Source organism: Candidatus Symbiobacter mobilis CR (genome assembly GCF_000477435.1).
GTDB lineage: Bacteria > Pseudomonadota > Gammaproteobacteria > Burkholderiales > Burkholderiaceae_C > Rhodoferax > Rhodoferax mobilis.
In genome coordinates, this window is sequence record NC_022576.1 from 985,329 (window position 1) to 1,003,255 (window position 17,927).

Below are 17,927 nucleotides of genomic sequence, written 5' to 3' on the forward strand. Positions count from 1 at the left end.
TCAGACCTCCCCGCCTATCCAACCCAGTCGGCCTTTTCCGCTTCTCTACCTGCCCGATCTTCGCGGCCTGCCCCGTAGCCCATGAGTCTTACCGCCTTACCTGCCCACCCGCCTGTGGCCTTTCTGGACCTGCCCCCCGTTGCCCGGGCCGGGGGCCGTATCGTCCTGCCCGGTTCCAAAAGCATTTCCAACCGCGCACTGCTGCTTGCCGCCTTCTGCGCGGGCGATACCGTCCTGACAAACGTGCTCGACAGCGACGATACGCAGGTGATGCTCTCCGCACTGCGTGCCTTGGGTTGCACCATCAAGCAGGAAGAAACGCGCTGCATCGTCCATGGAATGGGGAATGCACCTGTCCAACGCAAGGCAGACCTCTATCTTGGCAACGCCGGCACAGCACTGCGCCCATTGACTGCCGTGCTCGCACTAACCGGTGGGGAATACACCTTGCGCGGTGTGCCCCGGATGCACGAGCGCCCCATCGCTGACCTCGTCGACGCGCTGCGCGGCCTAGGCTGCGTCATCAAGCACCTGGGCACCCCCGGCTATCCGCCTCTGCGCATCCAAAGTCCCACACTCCGGCTGGACGCTCCCGTGCGGGTTCGTGGCGATGTCTCCAGCCAGTTCCTCACAGCCTTGCTATTGGCCTTGCCGTTGGTGGCCACGCAAGACGTGACCATCGACGTCGAGGGAGAGCTGATTTCCCGCCCCTATGTGGCCCTCACCCTGCATTTGCTTGCGCGGTTCGGCGTGGTGGTACGGCAGGCGGGGTGGCAACGCTTCACGATTCCCGCTGGCAGCGTGTTGCGATCCCCGGGCGCCTACGCGATCGAGCCTGATGCCTCGTCCGCCAGCTACTTCATTGCACTCGGAGCCATCGCCGCCGATGCGAACGACCCCATTCGCATCGAGCATCTTGGCACGGACTCGATCCAGGGCGACCTGCGTTTCGTTGATGCAGTGCGGGCTATGGGCGCCCACGTCAGTGCGAGCCAGGACGCGCTCGCCATCCACCGGGGATTGCTGCACGGCATCGACATCGACGCCAATGACTTCCCCGACGCCGCGATGACCTTGGCGGCCCTGGCGCTCTACGCGCAAGGGCCAACGACCTTGCGCAACATCGCCAGTTGGCGGGTCAAGGAAACGGATCGCATCACGGCCATGGCATGCGAACTACGCAAGTTGGGTGCCACGGTAGAGGAAGGCCCGGACTTTTTGCGCATCGCCCCGCCCACGTGCTGGAAAACGGCCAGCATCCATACCTACGACGACCACCGCATGGCCATGTGCTGCGCGCTCGCCGCGTGCAACCCCGCTGCGCTGCCGGTGCGCATCGAGCAACCGGGATGCGTAGCCAAGACTTTTCCTACGTTTTTCGATACCTGGTTTGCCGTCGCCCACAGTGCATCCAAACACATTCCCGTGCTGTGCATCGACGGCCCCACCGCATCCGGCAAGGGTACTCTCGCCGCTGCGCTGGCACGCCGCCTGGGCTACCACGTCCTTGATTCCGGCGCGTTGTACCGCATCGCTGCGCTGGCCGCAGAACGGCAAGGCCTGCGCATCGGGCCTGAAGGGGAAACGGCCATCGCCACGCTGTTGCCCCAATGCAAGATCGTCTTCGACCAAGACAAGGTGTGGCTTGATGGCGCGGACGTGACTGAAGCGATCCGATCCGAGCGTTGCGCCATGCTGGCCTCGCAGGTTTCGGCACTTCCTGCCGTGCGCCGGGCACTGCTCGACGTGCAGCGCGCCTTCCGCACATCCCCCGGCTTGGTGGCCGATGGACGAGACATGGGCACCGTGCTTTTTCCCGATGCCCCCCTCAAAATCTTCCTCAATGCCAGCGCCGAAGAACGCGCCCGGCGCCGCCACGCCCAACTGGTTGCGCGGGGTGTATCGACTACACTTGATGATCTTTGCGCTGACCTGATGGAGCGCGACCGGCGGGATCGATCCCGCAGCGTTGCGCCCCTCGTGCCCGCTCAGGACGCCGTGTTGCTGGACAACTCCGCTCTGTCGGTCGAGGAGTCCGTGGAGCTGGTGTGGGATTGGTGGCAGCAGCGGCGGCCCTTTGGCCTGACAGGCTGACTCTGGGTTCTCCCCTCGCTTTTCACCGCTATTCCCCCGCTTTTTCCCCTTCTCTCCCGCTCCGCTGCGTCCGTTCCGTGTCCCTGCCCGGGCACTACCGGTTTGCCACGAAGAGTCGTTCCTCGCCGTAACGCTGACCCAGCGTTGGCGAGGTGTTTTTTTGTCCCTTTCACGGCTTGTCCGTGTACCCTATCCACGACGGTTTTTTCCGTACTTCCCATGTCAGAGTCAGAGTCTTTTGCCGATCTGTTCAACGAATCCCTCCAGCACACGGAGATGCGCCCCGGTGAGGTCATCACCGCAGAAGTGCTCCGCGTCGAACACAACTTCGTCGTGGTCAATGCCGGCCTCAAGTCCGAAGCCTATATCCCCATCGAAGAGTTCAAGAACGACCATGGAGAGGTCGAGGTACAGGGCGGCGACTTCGTCTCCGTCGCCATCGGCTCGGTCGAGAACGGCTACGGCGACACCATCCTGAGCCGCGACACCGCCAAGCGTCTGGCATCGTGGATGAGCCTTGAACGTGCGCTCGAGTCCGGGGAATTCGTCACCGGCACGACGACGAACAAAGTTAAGGGCGGCCTCAAGGTCATGGTCAACGGCATCCTGGCTTTCCTGCCTGGTTCCCTGGTTGATACCCGCCCGACCAAAGACCTCACTCCCTTCGAAAACAAGACGATGGAGTTCAAGGTCATCAAGCTCGACCGCAAGCGCAACAACGTCGTGTTGAGCCGTCGCGCTGTCATCGAGGCATCGATGGGCGAAGAACGCACCAAACTGATGAGCACGCTCAAGGAAGGAGCCATCGTCCAGGGCGTCGTCAAGAACATCACCGAATACGGCGCCTTCGTCGACCTTGGCGGCATCGACGGCCTGCTCCACATCACTGACATGGCGTGGCGCCGCGTGCGGCACCCCACCGAAGTCGTGCAGGCGGGGCAGGAAATCACGGCCAAGGTGCTCAAGTTCGACACCGAAAAGAACCGTGTCTCGCTGGGGATCAAGCAGATGGGCGACGACCCCTGGCTCGGCGTCAGCCGCCGTTACCCCTCCGGCACGCGCATGTTCGGGCGGGTCACCAACATCGCCGAATACGGCGCCTTCGTGGAAATCGAGCCTGGCATCGAAGGCCTCGTCCACGTGTCCGAAATGGACTGGACGAACAAGAACGTCGCTCCGGCCAAGGTGGTCAACATGGGGGACGAAGTCGAAGTGATGGTGCTGGACATCGACGAAGACAAGCGCCGCATCAGCCTGGGAATGAAACAATGCCGCGCCAACCCTTGGCAAGAATTCGCCCAGAACACCAAGCGTGGCGATCGTGTCAAAGGCCCGATCAAATCGATCACCGACTTCGGCATCTTCGTGGGGCTGGCTGCTGGTATCGACGGGCTGGTGCATCTGTCCGATCTATCTTGGACGGAATCCGGCGAAAACTGCGTGCGCGAATTCAAGAAGGGCCAGGAAGTCGAAGCCGTGGTGCTCGGCGTGGATATCGAGCGCGAACGCATTTCGCTGGGGATCAAACAGCTTGACGCCGATCCCTTCACCACCTTCGCTTCTGTGCAAGAAAAGGGTTCCGTGGTGACCGGCAAGGTCAAGACTGTCGACGTCAAGGGCGCCGAAGTCGTTCTAGGCCCGGAGGTCATTGCGTACTTGCGCGCTTCCGAAATCTCCCGCGACCGTGTGGAAGATGCCCGGACCGTGCTCAAGGAAGGCGACGAAGTCACCGCTGTCGTCCTCAACATCGACCGCAAGGCCCGCAGCATCCAAATCTCGATCAAGGCTAAGGATGTCGCCGACCAGAGCGAAGCGATGGCTACCTTGCAGCAGCAAGCTTCCCGCGAGAACGCAGGGACGACGAACCTTGGCGCGTTGTTGCGTGCCAAACTCGACAACCTGGAGTCCTAAAGACTTCTGGTTCCGGTGCAGGCCCTGCCTTGCGTTCCCCCCGGGAACCACGGCAGGCGCCCCGGTTTGACACCCACGATATTTCCGTATCCACCATACTGCCGCATTCCTGCGAACGCTGTGTGGCTTCCCGGAAAGGTGTTTTATGACACGGTCTGATCTGATCGCAGAAATGTCGGCCCAATTTGGTTCCCTGACCCAAAACGATGCCGAATACGTCGTTCTGGCCATCTTGGACATGATGACCAGCGCCTTTGTACACGGACAACGCATCGAAATACGCGGATTCGGCAGCTTTTCCCTACGCTCCCGCGCATCCCGGGTCGGTCGCAACCCCCGCAATGGCGACAAGGTGGAAGTTCCCCCCAAGCGGGTGTTGCACTTCAAGCCTGGCAAAACGATGCGACTTTCCGTCAACGATGGCGTCGATACCGCCGTCGCCGAGCCATCGCATTTCGAGGGCTGATGGTTGATGGTTGAGGTTTTTCCCTGCATCCTTTGAGGAACCCTGGCACCGATGAAACTGCTGCAATTCCTGGTGCGGTGGACGCTGCGGTGCGCAGTGTTTTTCGTGCTGTTTGCCTTTGCGCTGAACAACAACGATCCCGTCGACGTCCACTTTTTCTTTGGAACATCGTGGAGCGCATCGCTCGCGTTGATCGTACTCATCGCGTTCACCGGTGGGGTCGTCGTCGGGGTGCTGGGCATGCTCCCCTGGTGGTGGCGCCACCGACAGTTGCAAAGCCCTGCGCCGGTTCCACCGCGAGACACGGCTGCGGCCCCGGCGGCTGCGCCGTCCCCCAGTTCCCTCCCCGATTCCTATCTCGATGGAGTTTGACTGGAGCTGGGCCTTGTGGGCCTTGCCCGTCGCGTTCATGCTGGGGTGGTTCGCCTCCCGCATCGACTTGCGCCAGGCACGATGGGAGTCCGCACAGGCTCCCCGGGCGTACTTTGCGGGCCTGCGCCACCTGCTCAACGAAGAGCACGACCAGGCCATTGATGCCTTCATCGAAGCCGTGCAGCAAGACCCCGACACGTCCGAGCTGCATTTCGCGCTGGGGAATCTTTTCCGCAGACGCGGAGAGTTCGACCGTGCCGTGCGCGTGCATGAACACCTGCTCTCCCGCGCCGACCTGAGCGACGGCGACCGCTGCCAAGCACAGTACGCATTGGCGCTGGATTACATCCACGCTGGCCTGCTCGACCATGCCGAAGCCGCGCTACTGCCCTTGCAAGGCACTGCGATGGCAGCCCAGGCACAGCTTGCGCTGCTCAGCAATTACGAGCGCGCCCGGGACTGGGGCCGAGCCATGGACGTTGCACAGCAACTCCACGGCACCGGCGACGGCGACTTCAGCGGCCGCATGGCGCACTACGCCTGCGAACAAGCCCAACAAGCCCTTGCCCTGGACGACACCAAGACAGCCCAGGAACACTGGGTCCACGCCATCCGCCTGTGTAGCCACAACGCCCGCCCGCGCCTAGCGCTGGCGCAGTGGCTCGCTTCGACGGGGAAGGAGGAAGCCGCTTGGCAAACCTTGTGCGATGCGCTGACGGCCTGTCAAGCCTCGGAATCGCTGATCGCACTGCCCTTGGCACAGGCTGCAATCCGCTGCGACAACGTGGAAGCCTCGCTCGACCTGCTGCGCTCCACGTACCAAAGCCGCCCCTCGATCGACATCCTGGAGGCCCTCGTCCAGCTTGGTACCCATGCGCAAGACGGCACAGCGCAACGTTGGTATCTGCGCCATCTTGAGCAAGAGCCTTCGCTCATTGCCGCGTCACGGTGGCTGGAACGGCAGGATTTCGCCCCGCCGGAGCCGCGCGCCCTCGTCCTGCGGGCGCTGGATCATGCAGCACGTCCCTTGTTGCGGTACCGCTGCGCCGCATGCGGCTTCGAACTCACCCAACACTTTTGGCAATGCCCTGGCTGCCTGGGGTGGGAAACCTTCCCCCCGCGCCGGGTCGAAGAACTATGAACCTGACCAAGGACAGACTTTCCCAGGCCCGGGTACTCGTCGTCGGCGACGTGATGCTCGACCGCTACTGGTATGGCGATGTCGATCGCATCAGCCCCGAAGCGCCGGTACCTGTGGTACGCATCCAGCGCGAGGAAGACCGGAACGGCGGCGCGGCCAACGTGGCAGCCAACCTCGCTGCGCTGGGCGTACGCACCACCTTGCTCTCGGTGGTAGGGGAAGACGACGCAGCGCGTAGCCTCGAAGCCCTGCTGGAACGTGCAGGGATTCGCCCTCACCTCGCCCGCGATCCTTCGCTCAAAACTACCGTCAAACTCCGGGTGATTGGACGGCACCAGCAGCTCGTCCGCGTCGACTTTGAAAACACCCCGCAACGGGAAGTGCTGGCATCCCAAACTGCCGCCTTCGCGGAATTGCTGCCTACGCACGATGCCGTGCTCTTTTCCGACTACGGCAAGGGGGGGCTGGGCCATATTGCCGACATGATCGCGCACGCAACCCGTTGGGGGCTGCCCGTGCTGGTCGATCCCAAGGGCTGCGACTATTCGCGCTACGCCGGGGCCACGCTCATCACCCCAAACCGCTTGGAGCTGCAACAGGTCATCGGCGCTTGGGGCAGCGAAGCACAGCTTCAGGAATGGGTGCAGACGCTGCGCACGCGCCTGGGCGTTGCAGCCATCCTGCTGACCCGTAGCGAAGAGGGCATGACCCTCTTTGACGAAACAGGCCCCTACAGCGTCGCCACGCAAGCCCGCGAGGTGTTCGACGTAACCGGAGCGGGCGACACCGTCATCGCCACCATGGCTGCCCTGGTCGCCGCCGGGCAGTCGCTGCGCGACGCAGTGCCCCTGGCCAATCGCGCCGGCGGGCTGGTCGTCGAAAAATTCGGCACCGCCACCATCACTTACGAGGAGTTGTTCGCATGACCCGCATCGTCGTCACCGGCGCAGCCGGATTCATCGGTAGCAATCTGATTCAAGGGCTGAACGCACGCGGCTTCACGGACATCCTGGCCGTCGACGACCTCACCGAAGGCGACAAATTCCGCAATCTGGTCGATGCCCAGATCACGGACTACATCGACGCCGATGTGTTCTACCCGGAATTTGCCGCAGGCTCCTACGGGCAGATTGAAACCATCTTCCACCAAGGTGCATGCAGCAACACGATGGAGACCGATGGCAAGTACATGATGCACAACAACTTCACCACCTCGGTCAAGTTGTACCAGGCTTGCCAGAAGCGGGGGGCGCGGCTGATCTACGCATCGAGCGCAGCCACCTACGGGGCGAGCACCGGGTTCCGGGAAGAGCCTGCTTGCGAACGCCCCCTCAACGTCTATGGCTACTCCAAGCTGCTACTCGACCAGCGTATGCGCCGCGAATGCGGGCTGGCTTTTGAACGCGCCTTTTCGGGCCGCGTGATGCAGGTCGTGGGGCTGCGCTACTTCAACGTCTACGGCCCCCGCGAACAACACAAGGGCCGCATGGCCAGCGTCGCATTCCACCAGTACAAGGAATTCCTGCGAGACGGCAAGGTGCGGCTCTTTGGCGAATATGGAGGCTACGGCCCTGGGGAACAACGGCGCGACTTCGTTTACGTCGACGATGTCGTCGCGGTCAACCTTTGGTTTTTTGACCACCCAGCCGTCTCCGGCATCTACAACGTCGGCACCGGCAAGGCCCAACCTTTCAACGACCTGGCCTACGCAGTCGTTAACGCGATGCGGTCTGCGCAAGGGCTGTCAACGCTCAGCCTCGACGCAATGACGCTACAGGGGTTGATCCAGTACATCGCGATTCCCGAGGCCTTGCACGGCAAATACCAGTGCCATACCGAGGCCGATCTGACCCAATTGCGTTCTACGGGTTGCATGCACGACTTTGCCGATGTCCATACAGGCGTCTCTCGTTATGTGGCTTGGATGCTGCAACACGGCTGAACCGCTCCCCCATTCCCTCCTCCTTGCACCCCCTCTTGTATTTCCCCTTGTATTTCCACCCCCCTAGGAGCTTTGCCATGATGGCGCGCAACACCTTCTTTCTTCTCTCCAGTTCCCTGGTCTGCGCAGTGTGCTTTGCCGGCCTCGACATCAACAAGGCTTCCGAGGCCGAGCTCGACAGCATCAAGGGCATCGGCCCCGGCACATCCAGCAAGATCCTGGCCGAACGCAGCAAAGCCCCGTTTCGGGACTGGGCAGACCTGATCGACCGCGTGCAAGGCATCGCACAAATCAAGGCAGCACGTTTTTCTGCGGAGGGCATCACCGTCAACGGGGTGCCCTACTACGCAACGCCCCCATCGCCAATGGCCAGCCAGCCCTGAACTCCAGCCTATGCGCTGGTTGTCTGTCCTGCACAATGGGTTTATACTTGACCAAAATAGTCAGCTTTCATAATCCAGCCTGAGGTTTCGCCAAATGCGTTTGAGTTCTCGGGGCCGCTTTGCCGTCACTGCAATGGTCGATCTGGGCTTGCGCTGGGGCGAGGGGCCTGTGTCGGTATCGGCTATCAGCGAACGACAGCTCATCCCTCTGCCGTTTTTGGTACAGCTTCTCCATCGGCTGCGCAAGGCTGCGCTCGTCGAATCAGTACGCGGTGCCAAAGGGGGGTTTCAACTGGCGCGTTCCCCGGCAGAAGTGTCCGTTGCTGCGGTATTGCTTGCCGTAGAGGAGCCCCTGGATGCCACAGGCTGCCAAGGCGAGGCGAATTGTTTGGGCGATGGCTGCTGCTGCCTGACGCATAGTTTGTGGAACCTGTTCAACATCCGCATGATGGAATTTCTCGAATCGGTCACCCTCCAACATCTCGTTGAAGACCACCATGCCCGGACTGCATCTGCCGAGCTGATTCCCGTACCCTGACCACCCGCCCTGCACTCCGTATCCTTTTTCGAGCAGCGTATGGAACCCACCCCCACCCACGCACCTGTTTACCTGGACTACAGCGCCTCCTGCCCCTGCGATGCGCGGGTGGTCGATGCCATGCTGCCCTATTTGCGCGAGGAATTCGGCAATGCTGCCTCCCGCAGCCATGCCTGGGGTTGGCGCGCGGAAAAAGCCGTGGAAGCGGCCCGACTCCAGGTGGCAGAACTCGTCGGCGCCGACGCACGCGAGATTGTTTGGACTTCTGGGGCGACCGAATCGAACAACCTCGCGCTCAAAGGCGCTGCGCACTTCTACCAATCCAAGGGCAAACACTTCGTCACGCTCCAAACCGAGCACAAATCGGTGCTCGATACCTGCAGAGAACTCGAACGCCAAGGCTTCGACGTCAGCTACCTCGACGTGCAGCCCGATGGCTTGGTCGATCCCGCAGTGTTCCGCGCTGCGCTGCGGCCCAATACGGTGCTTGCCAGCGTCATGCTCGTCAACAACGAAATCGGCGTGATCCAGGACATTGCGGCCCTCGGCGCCATCTGCCGGGACAAGGGCGTACTTTTTCACGTGGACGCCGCGCAGGCCACGGGGCGCGTGGCCATCGACCTGCAAAACCTCCCCGTCGACCTCATGAGCCTGGCCTCGCACAAAACCTACGGCCCCAAAGGCATCGGCGCGCTCTACGTGCGGCGCAAGCCCAGGGTGCGTATCGAGGCCCAAATGCACGGCGGCGGGCACGAACGCGGAATGCGCTCCGGAACCCTGCCCACGCACCAGATCGTCGGAATGGGCGAGGCCTACCGCATCGCCCGCGAAGAAATGGACACCGAGCTATTGCGAATCCGCAGCCTCCATCAGCGCTTGCTTGCCGGTCTACGCGAGATCGACCAGTCCGCTGTCAATGGTTCGCTGGATCGGCGTGTTCCGCACAACCTCAACGTCAGCTTCCCGTACGTCGAAGGCGAATCCCTGCTGATGGGTATGCCGGATTTGGCGGTGTCGAGCGGGTCTGCATGCACATCCGCGTCGCTCGAACCCAGCTACGTCCTGCGTGCCCTGGGGCGCAGTGACGAACTGGCGCACAGCAGCCTGCGCATCACGATGGGACGATGGACGACCGAAGCAGACATCGACTACGCCATCACCGCGATCCGCAGTAACGTGGCGAGACTCCGGGCGCTCAGCCCGCTGTGGGAGATGGTGCAAGAAGGCATTGATCCCTCGACCATTCAATGGTCGGCGCATTGAACCCAGGCGGACATCGCCGAGATCAATAGAGTTCAACAGAGATAGACATCGCCCAGGTGGATCACAAATCGAAGGAGGTGTGGCATGGCGTATTCAGAAAAAGTGATGGATCACTACAACAACCCCCGCAACGTCGGGTCTTTCGACAAAGGGGACGACTCGGTAGGCACAGGGATGGTCGGCGCGCCCGCCTGCGGCGACGTGATGAAGCTGCAAATCAAGGTCAGCCCTGATACCGGCAAGATCGAAGATGCGCGGTTCAAAACCTTCGGCTGCGGTTCCGCAATTGCGTCGTCGTCGCTGGTGACCGAGTGGGTCAAGGGCAAGACGCTCGACGAAGCCGTGGCGCTGCGCAACAGCGACATCGCCCGCGAACTCGCGCTCCCCCCCGTCAAGGTGCATTGTTCGATCCTGGCCGAAGACGCGATCAAAGCCGCCGTATCCGACTACCGCAACAAGCACGGCGATACCCCTGCGCAACCCGACACCCCCTAAAGAGGCCCCCATGGCAATCACCATTACCGACAGCGCAGCGCAGCGCATCGAACAGGCTCTGACCAAACGCGGGCAGGGCTTGGGAATCCGGGTTCGCGTCGTTACCACGGGTTGCTCCGGCATGGCATACCGCATGGAATACGTCGACGAAGCCGACCCCGACGACATGGTGTTCACCGACCACGGCGTGCAGGTCTATGTCGACCCGCGCAGCGCCGTGTACATGGAAGAAACGACCCTCGACTACGTTCGGGAAGGGTTGAAGGAAGGCTTCAAATTCCACAACCCCCAGGAACGCGACCAATGCGGTTGCGGGGGGTCTTTTCGGGTGTGAACCTGCACGACGACGACTTCGCCCTGCTGGGCCTGGAGCGGCGGTTCCAACAGGATTCCGCCCAGATCGAGGAACGCCGCAGGGCGCTGCAAAAGCTGGTACATCCAGATCGTTTCGCAGACCAAGGCGCGGCTGCACAACGGGTCGCGATGCAATGGTCCGTGCGCGTTCACGAGGCCTACCAGCGCCTGCGCGACCCCCTGCAACGTGCGCAAACGCTATGCGCACTGGGCGGCGTTTCCATCGAACCCGGCGCGATGGGCGGCGCGCACGTTCCGCAAGACGTCCTGTTGCGCCAGATCGAATGGGGGGAACGACTTGATGCCGCTGCAACCCCCGAACAGCTCCACGCTTTGGAATCCGAAGTGACCCTGCTGCACGACCGGATGTGGTCCAACATCGCCACCTTGATCGATGACCAGCAAAACTACGCCCAAGCCGCGCAAGCACTGCGCACGATGATGTTCGTGCAGCGGTTCCGTTCCCGGCTGGAACAGCGGCTGCAAACCCTCCCCCCCGCCTGATGCCCCCACTGCCATGGTTTTGCTAGACATCCTCGAACCTGCTGCCCCCGCCAAAGCCCGGCGTATCGGGATGGGCATCGACCTGGGAACGACGAATTCCCTCGTCGCGACCGTGCTGGAAGGGCGTCCCGTCTGCTTCGGCGATGCGCAGGGGCGCAAGCTGCTGCCCTCCGTCGTGTACTACGCGGAGGACGGTAGCCGCACCATCGGGTGGGACGCACTGCCCCACGCCGTGACGCATCCCCACGACACCATCGCATCGGTCAAACGCTTCATGGGCCGCAGCCTCGACGACGTGGTCGGCTTCCGACGCCTGCCCTATGACTTCGTTGCCCATGCCGGCATGTTGGGGTTGCGCACCCGCAGTGGGGAGCGGTCTCCCGTCGAAGTCAGCGCAGCCATTCTGGACACGCTGCGCCAGCGTGCGCAGAACGCCTTGCACGAACCTGTGACGGCAGCCGTCGTCACCGTTCCGGCGTACTTCGACGATGCGCAACGGCAAGCCACCAAAGATGCCGCACAGCTTGCCGGCCTGGACGTGCTGCGCCTGCTCAACGAACCGACCGCCGCTGCACTGGCCTATGGGCTGGACCACGCCAGCGAGGGCCTCTACGCCGTCTACGACCTCGGCGGTGGGACCTTCGATGTCTCGCTGCTGCGCCTGTCGAGCGGCGTGTTCGAGGTCATCGCGACCGGGGGAAATACCGCGCTGGGAGGGGATGATTACGACCTGCTCTTGGCTGAATGGGTGCTCCAACGCCTGGGGCTGCCTCCCATCGAACAGGCCCCTGCTGCGGAACGCGCAGCGATCCGGGCCACGGCGCGCGCCTGCCGCGAAGCCCTCTCTACCCATGACGTGGCGCTCTTCGAGGTCACGTGGTCAGAAATCCCCATCACACTCGATGTGTCCCGCGCCGATTTCGACGCCATCGCCGCACCGCTGACCGCACGCACGCTCGATGCCGTCGCCGCCGTGCTGCGCGATGCCCGCGTGCAACCAGCAGCAGTGCATGGCGTCGTCCTGGTCGGCGGCGCGACGAGGATGCCGCACCTGCGCCATGCAGTGGAATCCTTTTTCGGCAAGCCGCCGTTGACCGACCTCGACCCCGATGAAGTCGTCGCGCTCGGCGCGGCCATCCAGGCCAACCAACTTTGCGGCAACGCCAACGACGTACTACTGCTCGATGTCGTCGCCCTCTCGCTGGGCATCGAAACGATGGGGGGGATGGTGGAGCGCATCGTCTCGCGCAACGAGGCCATTCCCTGTGCCCGTGCGCAGGACTTCACGACCTATGTGGAGGGGCAGACTGCGCTGGCGCTGCACGTGGTGCAGGGCGAACGCGACATGGCCGCAGACTGCCGTAGCTTGGCGCGCTTCGAACTGCGGGGAATCCCGCCAATGGCCGCCGGAGCTGCGCGCATCCGCGTCACCTTCACCATCGACGCAGACGGGCTGCTGCAAGTCAGCGCGCAGGAAAGCACCAGCGGCGTCCAAGCCAGCGTGCGTGTGCGGCCCTCGTATGGGCTGGACGACGACCAAGTCGCGCACATGCTCCAAGATGGCATGGCGATGGCGCAAGCCGACAAGCAAGCCCGCGCCCTTGCCCAGGCCCGGGTGGAAGCAGACCGCATCGCCCTGGCGACGGACTCCGCCTTACACAGCGATGGTGACCTGCTCCACCCCACGGAACGCACCCACATCGACGCTTTGCTGGCCGCCGTGCGCGCCAACCTCGACACCAGCGACGTGGCCCGCATCGAAACCGCCACCCAAGCCCTTATCCAGGGCACCGAAGCCTTTGCCGCGCTGCGCATGAACCGCTACATCCAGCGTGCGCTTACGGGCAAGGATGTCCGCACCCTATAGCCTTGCACTGCACGAACCATGCCCACGATCACGGTACTTCCCCACCCCCAATGCTGCCCCCAGGGCGCACAGGTTCCCGCAGAGGCTGGCACATCGATTTGCGAGGCGCTTTTGGAGCATGGCGTCGCGCTCGAACACGCTTGCGAAATGCGCTGCGCCTGCGCCACCTGCCACGTCATCGTCCGCGAAGGGTTTGCCACGCTGGAAGAACCCGACGATGCGGAAGCCGACCTGCTCGACCGCGCATGGGGGCTACAACCGCAGTCCCGCCTAGCCTGCCAAGCCCGGATAACGCAGGCGGATTTGACCGTAGAGATTCCCAAATACTCGCTCAACCATGCCCGCGAGGAACCCCATGCCGCACGCTAATCCCGCCAGCAAGGTGGATGCCCAAGGTAGGAGCGATGGAAGTCGCGATCACCCTGCAAACAAAAAAGGGGCCGCCCGCAAACGGATGGTCTTTCTCGACACCGAAACAACCGGCCTATCCCCCGACCAGGGCGACCGCATCGTCGAAATCGCGTGCGTCGAAGTCGTCCAGCGCAAAAAGACGGGCAAGCACTTCCACCGCTACGTCAACCCGGAACGCGACATCCAAGAGGGCGCGCTGCGGGTACACGGCATCACCAGCGAATTCCTGCAAGACAAACCGGTCTTCGCGCAAATCGCCGAGGAACTCTTGGCCTACTTGCGTGGGGCTGACGTCTACATCCACAACGCGCCGTTCGACACGGGTTTTCTGGATATGGAGCTTGCACGCATCGGCAAGACACCGCTGAAGTCCTGGGTGGCCAGCATCACCGACACGCTGGCGATGGCCCGCGACGCCTACCCCGGCAAGCGCAATTCGCTCGATGCCCTATGTGACCGGCTCGAAGTCGACCGCTCAGGACGCAGCCTGCACGGCGCATTGCTGGATGCAGAGCTGCTTGCCGATGTCACGATCTGCATGACCCGTGGGCAAAACGTCCTGGCCATCCAAGATGCCGCGCACGGCCCAGGTCACGCTGCGATAGGGGTGACCATCGACTTCCGTGGTCTGGATCTGCCCATCGTGTACGCCGACGAAGCAGAACGCGCAGCGCACGAGGAAGTGCTGTGCCAAATCGACAAAGCCAGCAAGGGGGGGACGGTTTGGCGCAAGGTGGAACCTGCATTCCCCCATTGACCGCAGCAATCCCTCATCCCCCATCCCCAATGCACCGTTTCGCTTTTCCCACTGCCCTAATTTGCGAAGCCCAGATCAACCCGACCACACGCTGTGCCTCGGCTTGCGTTTCCCTACGCTCAACGCTCAACGCACATCCTGTATCGCCGCAAGCCTACGCACCAGTTGCCTGGCGATGCTGCTTTGCATGTCACGCACCAGGGCGGCTTCTTCGACTTCCTTGGCCAGTGCGTAGGATTCATGGAACCCAAAGTCGCGTTGTTGCCGCAGTTCGGTTTCGGGGATGCGTTCTTCGCCAGTGGGGGTGGTTACGGCAAAACGCACCTTGTAGCGCAACTGCAATTCGCGCACCTGCCCGGCAGCATTGATGCCGACGACGGTTTTTTCCGACTGCTCGTGGTCGATGCGCACCAGCAATTGGGCTGCAACATCCCCTGGCTCCAGCACAGTGACTGAGCGGGACAGTTCGCGCCGCAACTCCTGGGCTACGGCCCCGCCCGGGTGGGGAGCGATGGCGATGCGGTCAAAGGCAAAACCAGGGCCTTGATGCAGGTGGAATCCGCAGCCCGCAAGGGAGAGGGAAAGAGCCAAGGCGCACAGCATCCACCACAAGAACCTTCGGCACGCCCGGAACCTTCCCCGAATCTGGCACACACGGGGGGTGCCTACCACTGCGCCGAAGAGCAGCATCACACCACCACGTTGATCAGCCGGCCAGGGACGATGACGATCTTCTTGGGCGTAGCCCCGTGCGCAAACCGCGCAAACGCCTCGCTTTGCAACGCGGCCTGTTCGATGGCATGGCGCCCGGCATCGGCAGGAACACGCACCGCACCGCGCAGCTTGCCGTTGATTTGCAAGACGAGTTCGACTTCATCAAGCTGCAACGCGGTGGCATCCACCCTGGGCCAGGGCACATCAAGCAGGTCGCCCAGAACGGCTGCATAGCCCAGCTCCTGCCACAGCACGTAGCACAGGTGGGGAGCGACGGGATAGAGGCAGCGCAGGAGGATGCCGAATCCCTCCGCCATCGCGACGATGGCGCCGGGGCACGCTGCGGGGTCGAAGTCTTCGAGCGCATGGAGCATCTTCATCGTCCCGCTGACGACGGTGTTGTACTGCATGCGGTCGTAATCGTGGTTGACTTGCCCCAGCACTTGATGCACTTCCCTGCGCAATGCCCGCGCCTTGTCGCCAAAAGGCACATCCTGCAACCGGGTCACCCCCGCGATGCTGGCCTGCACGGCCTCGGCATCGGCGTTGGCATTGACAACGTCGAACCGCGCCGCATACGCCCACACCCGGCGCAGAAAACGGAAACTGCCTTCCACGGCGCCGTCGTTCCATTCGAGGGAAGACTCCGGCGGCGCGGTGAACATCGTGTACAGCCGGGCCGTGTCAGCACCGTATTTGTCGATCAGCGCCTGGGGATCCACGCCGTTGTTTTTCGACTTGGACATCGTCCCGATGCCCTCGTAATCGATCCTGGTTCCCGCAGGCAGCCCGCCGACGGAGCGCAGCAGCGTGGCGCCCGCGATCTTGCCTTCCTCATCAAGGATAGGTTCGACATCCTGGGGCCAGAAATACTCTTTGCCTCCCTGCGGGGTGCGGCGCGAATAAATCTGGTTCAGCACCATCCCCTGCGTCAGCAGGCGGGTGAATGGCTCGTCTTCCTCGATCAGGTCCAGGTCACGCATGACTTTGGTCCAGAAACGGGCGTAGAGCAGGTGCAGCACGGCGTGTTCGATGCCGCCGATGTATTGATCCATCGGCATCCAGTACCGTGCCCCCTCCCCCACCATGGCTTGGGTATCGTGGGGGTCAAGGTACCGCAGGAAGTACCACGCGCTATCGACGAAGGTATCCATCGTGTCGGTCTCGCGCCGTGCGGGTTTGCCGCAGATCGGGCAGGTGACCCCGGCGTGAAAGCCTTCGTGCGTGACGAGCGGGTTGCCCGTGCCGTCGGGGATGCAGTCCAACGGCAGCACAACGGGCAAATCGCTATCTGGAACAGGAACCGCTCCGTGCTCTTCGCAGTGGATGATCGGGATCGGAGTGCCCCAGTACCGCTGGCGGGAGATGCTCCAGTCCCGCAGCCTCCAGGTGACAGTTTTTTCCCCCAGCCCCATGTACACCAGTTTTTGCGCGACGGCGTGGACGCAGTGCCTGTGGTCCAACCCATCAAAAGAACCGGAATGCACCGCTACCGTTCCGTGTGTCTGGGCATACCAGTCTTTCCAGACCGTGGGGTCAAAGGCTTCGCCGGGATTGGCAGCCAGCGCAACGACTTGCTGAATCGGCAAGCCGTATTTGTTGGCAAAGGCAAAGTCGCGTTCGTCGTGCGCGGGAACGCCCATCACAGCGCCGTCCCCGTAGCCCATCAGAACGTAGTTGCCCACCCATACCGGCACGGCTTGTCCCGTCAAGGGGTGCGTCACGACAAAGCCCGTCGGCATTCCCTCTTTCTCGCGCACCGCCATTTCCGCTTCGGTGGTTCCGCCACGCTGGCAGGCTTCGACAAATTGGGCCAGTTCCGCATTGCGCTGGCACGCTGCCGCAGCAATCGGGTGTTCGGGGGCGACGGCGCAGAACGTCACCCCCATGATCGTGTCGGCGCGCGTGGTGAAGACGTAGAGCTTGCCGTTCTGGATCAGATTCCCGGCTTCGTCACGGATGTCGTGGGGGAAGGCAAAGCGAACGCCCTCGCTTTTGCCGATCCAGTTTTCCTGCATCTTTTTGACCCGGTCGGGCCAGCCAGGCAGGTTGTCGTGCAGCACGTGGCTGAGCAATTCCTCGGCGTAGTCCGTGATCTTCAGGTAGTACCCCGGAATCTCGCGTTTTTCGACCAGGGCGCCGGTGCGCCATCCACGTCCGTCGATGACTTGCTCGTTGGCCAATACCGTCTTGTCGACCGGATCCCAATTGACCACCTGTGTTTTGCGGTATGCAATACCGCGTTCGAGCATCCGCAGGAACATCCACTGGTTCCAGCGGTAGTACTCCGGGATGCAGGTGGCGATTTCGCGGCTCCAGTCGATGGCCAGGCCGAGCGCCTGCATCTGGGCCTTCATCGCCGCGATGTTGGAAAAAGTCCATTGCGCGGGGGGCACGCCATGCTTGAGCGCAGCGTTTTCCGCAGGCAGCCCGAAGGCATCCCACCCCATCGGCATGAGGACGTTGTAGCCCTTCATCCGCAGATGCCGGGTCAGCATGTCGTTGATCGTGTAGTTGCGCACATGGCCCATGTGCAGCTTGCCACTGGGGTACGGCAGCATCGAACATGCGTAGTACTTATGCCTGGGGCGCCCGGCTTCGTCGGTGGCGTGTTCGGTGACGCGGTAGGCGTCCCGCACGCGCCACTGTTCCTGGGCCAGGCGTTCTATATCTTGGGGGAGGTATTTGTCCAACATGGTCATTGATTCCTACATT

The 17,927-nt window shown here is 62.6% G+C and carries 18 protein-coding genes; 16 read left to right on the forward strand and 2 right to left on the reverse strand.

Annotated features, from left to right (window positions below):
- Window positions 1-81: 81 nt before the first annotated feature.
- The 16 genes from CENROD_RS04065 to dnaQ all read left to right on the forward strand — a co-directional run bounded on the left by CENROD_RS04065 (window position 82) and on the right by dnaQ (window position 14,498).
- Window positions 82-2,094 carry a bifunctional 3-phosphoshikimate 1-carboxyvinyltransferase/cytidylate kinase gene (locus CENROD_RS04065; protein ID WP_022771837.1) on the forward strand — a complete coding sequence of 671 codons (2,013 nt, stop codon included), beginning with the start codon at window positions 82-84 and terminating at the stop codon, window positions 2,092-2,094.
- Between the two features lie 219 nt (window positions 2,095-2,313).
- Entirely contained in the window at window positions 2,314-4,005 is a 1,692-nt protein-coding gene (rpsA, locus tag CENROD_RS04070; protein ID WP_022771838.1) for a 30S ribosomal protein S1, read from the forward strand.
- 145 nt (window positions 4,006-4,150) lie between these two features.
- On the forward strand, window positions 4,151-4,471 hold the full coding sequence (locus CENROD_RS04075) for an integration host factor subunit beta (protein WP_022771839.1): 321 nt from the start codon (window positions 4,151-4,153) through the stop codon (window positions 4,469-4,471).
- 51 nt (window positions 4,472-4,522) lie between these two features.
- Window positions 4,523-4,843 (forward strand): LapA family protein, encoded by a 321-nt coding sequence (locus tag CENROD_RS04080; protein WP_022771840.1) that lies wholly within the window; start codon window positions 4,523-4,525, stop codon window positions 4,841-4,843.
- The gene (locus CENROD_RS04085) at window positions 4,833-5,984 is read left to right on the forward strand and encodes a hypothetical protein (RefSeq protein ID WP_022771841.1); all 1,152 of its coding nucleotides are present in this window, start codon (window positions 4,833-4,835) and stop codon (window positions 5,982-5,984) included. Before CENROD_RS04080 ends, CENROD_RS04085 begins: the two co-directional genes overlap by 11 nt.
- Window positions 5,981-6,910, forward strand: a complete 930-nt coding sequence (rfaE1, locus tag CENROD_RS04090; protein ID WP_051360297.1) for a D-glycero-beta-D-manno-heptose-7-phosphate kinase — start codon at window positions 5,981-5,983, stop codon at window positions 6,908-6,910. Before CENROD_RS04085 ends, rfaE1 begins: the two co-directional genes overlap by 4 nt.
- The gene (rfaD, locus tag CENROD_RS04095) at window positions 6,907-7,926 is read left to right on the forward strand and encodes an ADP-glyceromanno-heptose 6-epimerase (RefSeq protein ID WP_022771843.1); all 1,020 of its coding nucleotides are present in this window, start codon (window positions 6,907-6,909) and stop codon (window positions 7,924-7,926) included. The genes rfaE1 and rfaD overlap by 4 nt, the downstream gene beginning before the upstream one ends.
- A gap of 77 nt (window positions 7,927-8,003) precedes the next feature.
- Window positions 8,004-8,309, forward strand: a complete 306-nt coding sequence (locus tag CENROD_RS04100; protein WP_022771844.1) for a ComEA family DNA-binding protein — start codon at window positions 8,004-8,006, stop codon at window positions 8,307-8,309.
- A 94-nt stretch (window positions 8,310-8,403) separates the two neighbouring features.
- Window positions 8,404-8,847, forward strand: a complete 444-nt coding sequence (locus CENROD_RS04105) for an Rrf2 family transcriptional regulator (protein ID WP_022771845.1) — start codon at window positions 8,404-8,406, stop codon at window positions 8,845-8,847.
- Window positions 8,848-8,886: 39 nt separating this feature from the next.
- Entirely contained in the window at window positions 8,887-10,110 is a 1,224-nt protein-coding gene (locus tag CENROD_RS04110; RefSeq protein WP_022771846.1) for an IscS subfamily cysteine desulfurase, read from the forward strand.
- A gap of 84 nt (window positions 10,111-10,194) precedes the next feature.
- Window positions 10,195-10,605 (forward strand): Fe-S cluster assembly scaffold IscU, encoded by a 411-nt coding sequence (gene iscU / locus CENROD_RS04115; protein ID WP_022771847.1) that lies wholly within the window; start codon window positions 10,195-10,197, stop codon window positions 10,603-10,605.
- Window positions 10,606-10,615: 10 nt separating this feature from the next.
- Window positions 10,616-10,939, forward strand: a complete 324-nt coding sequence (locus CENROD_RS04120) for a HesB/IscA family protein (RefSeq protein ID WP_022771848.1) — start codon at window positions 10,616-10,618, stop codon at window positions 10,937-10,939.
- Complete coding sequence (hscB, locus tag CENROD_RS04125; RefSeq protein ID WP_022771849.1) at window positions 10,909-11,463, forward strand: Fe-S protein assembly co-chaperone HscB; 555 nt, start codon at window positions 10,909-10,911, stop codon at window positions 11,461-11,463. Before CENROD_RS04120 ends, hscB begins: the two co-directional genes overlap by 31 nt.
- A 13-nt stretch (window positions 11,464-11,476) precedes the next feature.
- Window positions 11,477-13,330, forward strand: coding sequence for a Fe-S protein assembly chaperone HscA (hscA, locus tag CENROD_RS04130; protein ID WP_022771850.1), 1,854 nt, complete (start codon window positions 11,477-11,479; stop codon window positions 13,328-13,330).
- A gap of 18 nt (window positions 13,331-13,348) precedes the next feature.
- A complete protein-coding gene (fdx, locus tag CENROD_RS04135; RefSeq protein WP_022771851.1) occupies window positions 13,349-13,699 on the forward strand; it encodes an ISC system 2Fe-2S type ferredoxin in 351 nt (116 codons plus the stop codon).
- Between the two features lie 85 nt (window positions 13,700-13,784).
- The gene (gene dnaQ / locus CENROD_RS04140; protein ID WP_041194052.1) at window positions 13,785-14,498 is read left to right on the forward strand and encodes a DNA polymerase III subunit epsilon; all 714 of its coding nucleotides are present in this window, start codon (window positions 13,785-13,787) and stop codon (window positions 14,496-14,498) included.
- 126 nt (window positions 14,499-14,624) lie between these two features.
- Here the strand turns inward: dnaQ and CENROD_RS04145 are convergent, their stop codons facing one another.
- Together CENROD_RS04145 and leuS are read right to left on the reverse strand one after the other, a co-directional pair.
- Window positions 14,625-15,089 (reverse strand): LPS-assembly lipoprotein LptE, encoded by a 465-nt coding sequence (locus CENROD_RS04145; RefSeq protein WP_238551823.1) that lies wholly within the window; start codon window positions 15,087-15,089, stop codon window positions 14,625-14,627.
- Between the two features lie 98 nt (window positions 15,090-15,187).
- Window positions 15,188-17,908 (reverse strand): leucine--tRNA ligase, encoded by a 2,721-nt coding sequence (gene leuS / locus CENROD_RS04150; protein ID WP_022771854.1) that lies wholly within the window; start codon window positions 17,906-17,908, stop codon window positions 15,188-15,190.
- Window positions 17,909-17,927: the final 19 nt, after the last annotated feature.

What these genes read in the sequence shown, in the direction of transcription:
- CENROD_RS04110 (WP_022771846.1), top strand. Translation starts at nt 8,887, where the DNA reads ATGGAACCCACCCCCACCCACGCACCTGTTTACCTGGACTACAGCGCC.
- CENROD_RS04075 (WP_022771839.1), top strand. Translation starts at nt 4,151, where the DNA reads ATGACACGGTCTGATCTGATCGCAGAAATGTCGGCCCAATTTGGTTCC.
- rpsA (WP_022771838.1), top strand. Translation starts at nt 2,314, where the DNA reads ATGTCAGAGTCAGAGTCTTTTGCCGATCTGTTCAACGAATCCCTCCAG.
- CENROD_RS04105 (WP_022771845.1), top strand. Translation starts at nt 8,404, where the DNA reads ATGCGTTTGAGTTCTCGGGGCCGCTTTGCCGTCACTGCAATGGTCGAT.
- hscB (WP_022771849.1), top strand. Translation starts at nt 10,909, where the DNA reads ATGCGGTTGCGGGGGGTCTTTTCGGGTGTGAACCTGCACGACGACGAC.
- hscA (WP_022771850.1), top strand. Translation starts at nt 11,477, where the DNA reads ATGGTTTTGCTAGACATCCTCGAACCTGCTGCCCCCGCCAAAGCCCGG.
- CENROD_RS04065 (WP_022771837.1), top strand. Translation starts at nt 82, where the DNA reads ATGAGTCTTACCGCCTTACCTGCCCACCCGCCTGTGGCCTTTCTGGAC.
- rfaD (WP_022771843.1), top strand. Translation starts at nt 6,907, where the DNA reads ATGACCCGCATCGTCGTCACCGGCGCAGCCGGATTCATCGGTAGCAAT.
- CENROD_RS04100 (WP_022771844.1), top strand. Translation starts at nt 8,004, where the DNA reads ATGATGGCGCGCAACACCTTCTTTCTTCTCTCCAGTTCCCTGGTCTGC.
- dnaQ (WP_041194052.1), top strand. Translation starts at nt 13,785, where the DNA reads ATGGTCTTTCTCGACACCGAAACAACCGGCCTATCCCCCGACCAGGGC.
- CENROD_RS04085 (WP_022771841.1), top strand. Translation starts at nt 4,833, where the DNA reads ATGGAGTTTGACTGGAGCTGGGCCTTGTGGGCCTTGCCCGTCGCGTTC.
- iscU (WP_022771847.1), top strand. Translation starts at nt 10,195, where the DNA reads ATGGCGTATTCAGAAAAAGTGATGGATCACTACAACAACCCCCGCAAC.
- leuS (WP_022771854.1), bottom strand. Translation starts at nt 17,908, where the DNA reads ATGTTGGACAAATACCTCCCCCAAGATATAGAACGCCTGGCCCAGGAA.
- rfaE1 (WP_051360297.1), top strand. Translation starts at nt 5,981, where the DNA reads ATGAACCTGACCAAGGACAGACTTTCCCAGGCCCGGGTACTCGTCGTC.
- CENROD_RS04120 (WP_022771848.1), top strand. Translation starts at nt 10,616, where the DNA reads ATGGCAATCACCATTACCGACAGCGCAGCGCAGCGCATCGAACAGGCT.
- CENROD_RS04080 (WP_022771840.1), top strand. Translation starts at nt 4,523, where the DNA reads ATGAAACTGCTGCAATTCCTGGTGCGGTGGACGCTGCGGTGCGCAGTG.
- fdx (WP_022771851.1), top strand. Translation starts at nt 13,349, where the DNA reads ATGCCCACGATCACGGTACTTCCCCACCCCCAATGCTGCCCCCAGGGC.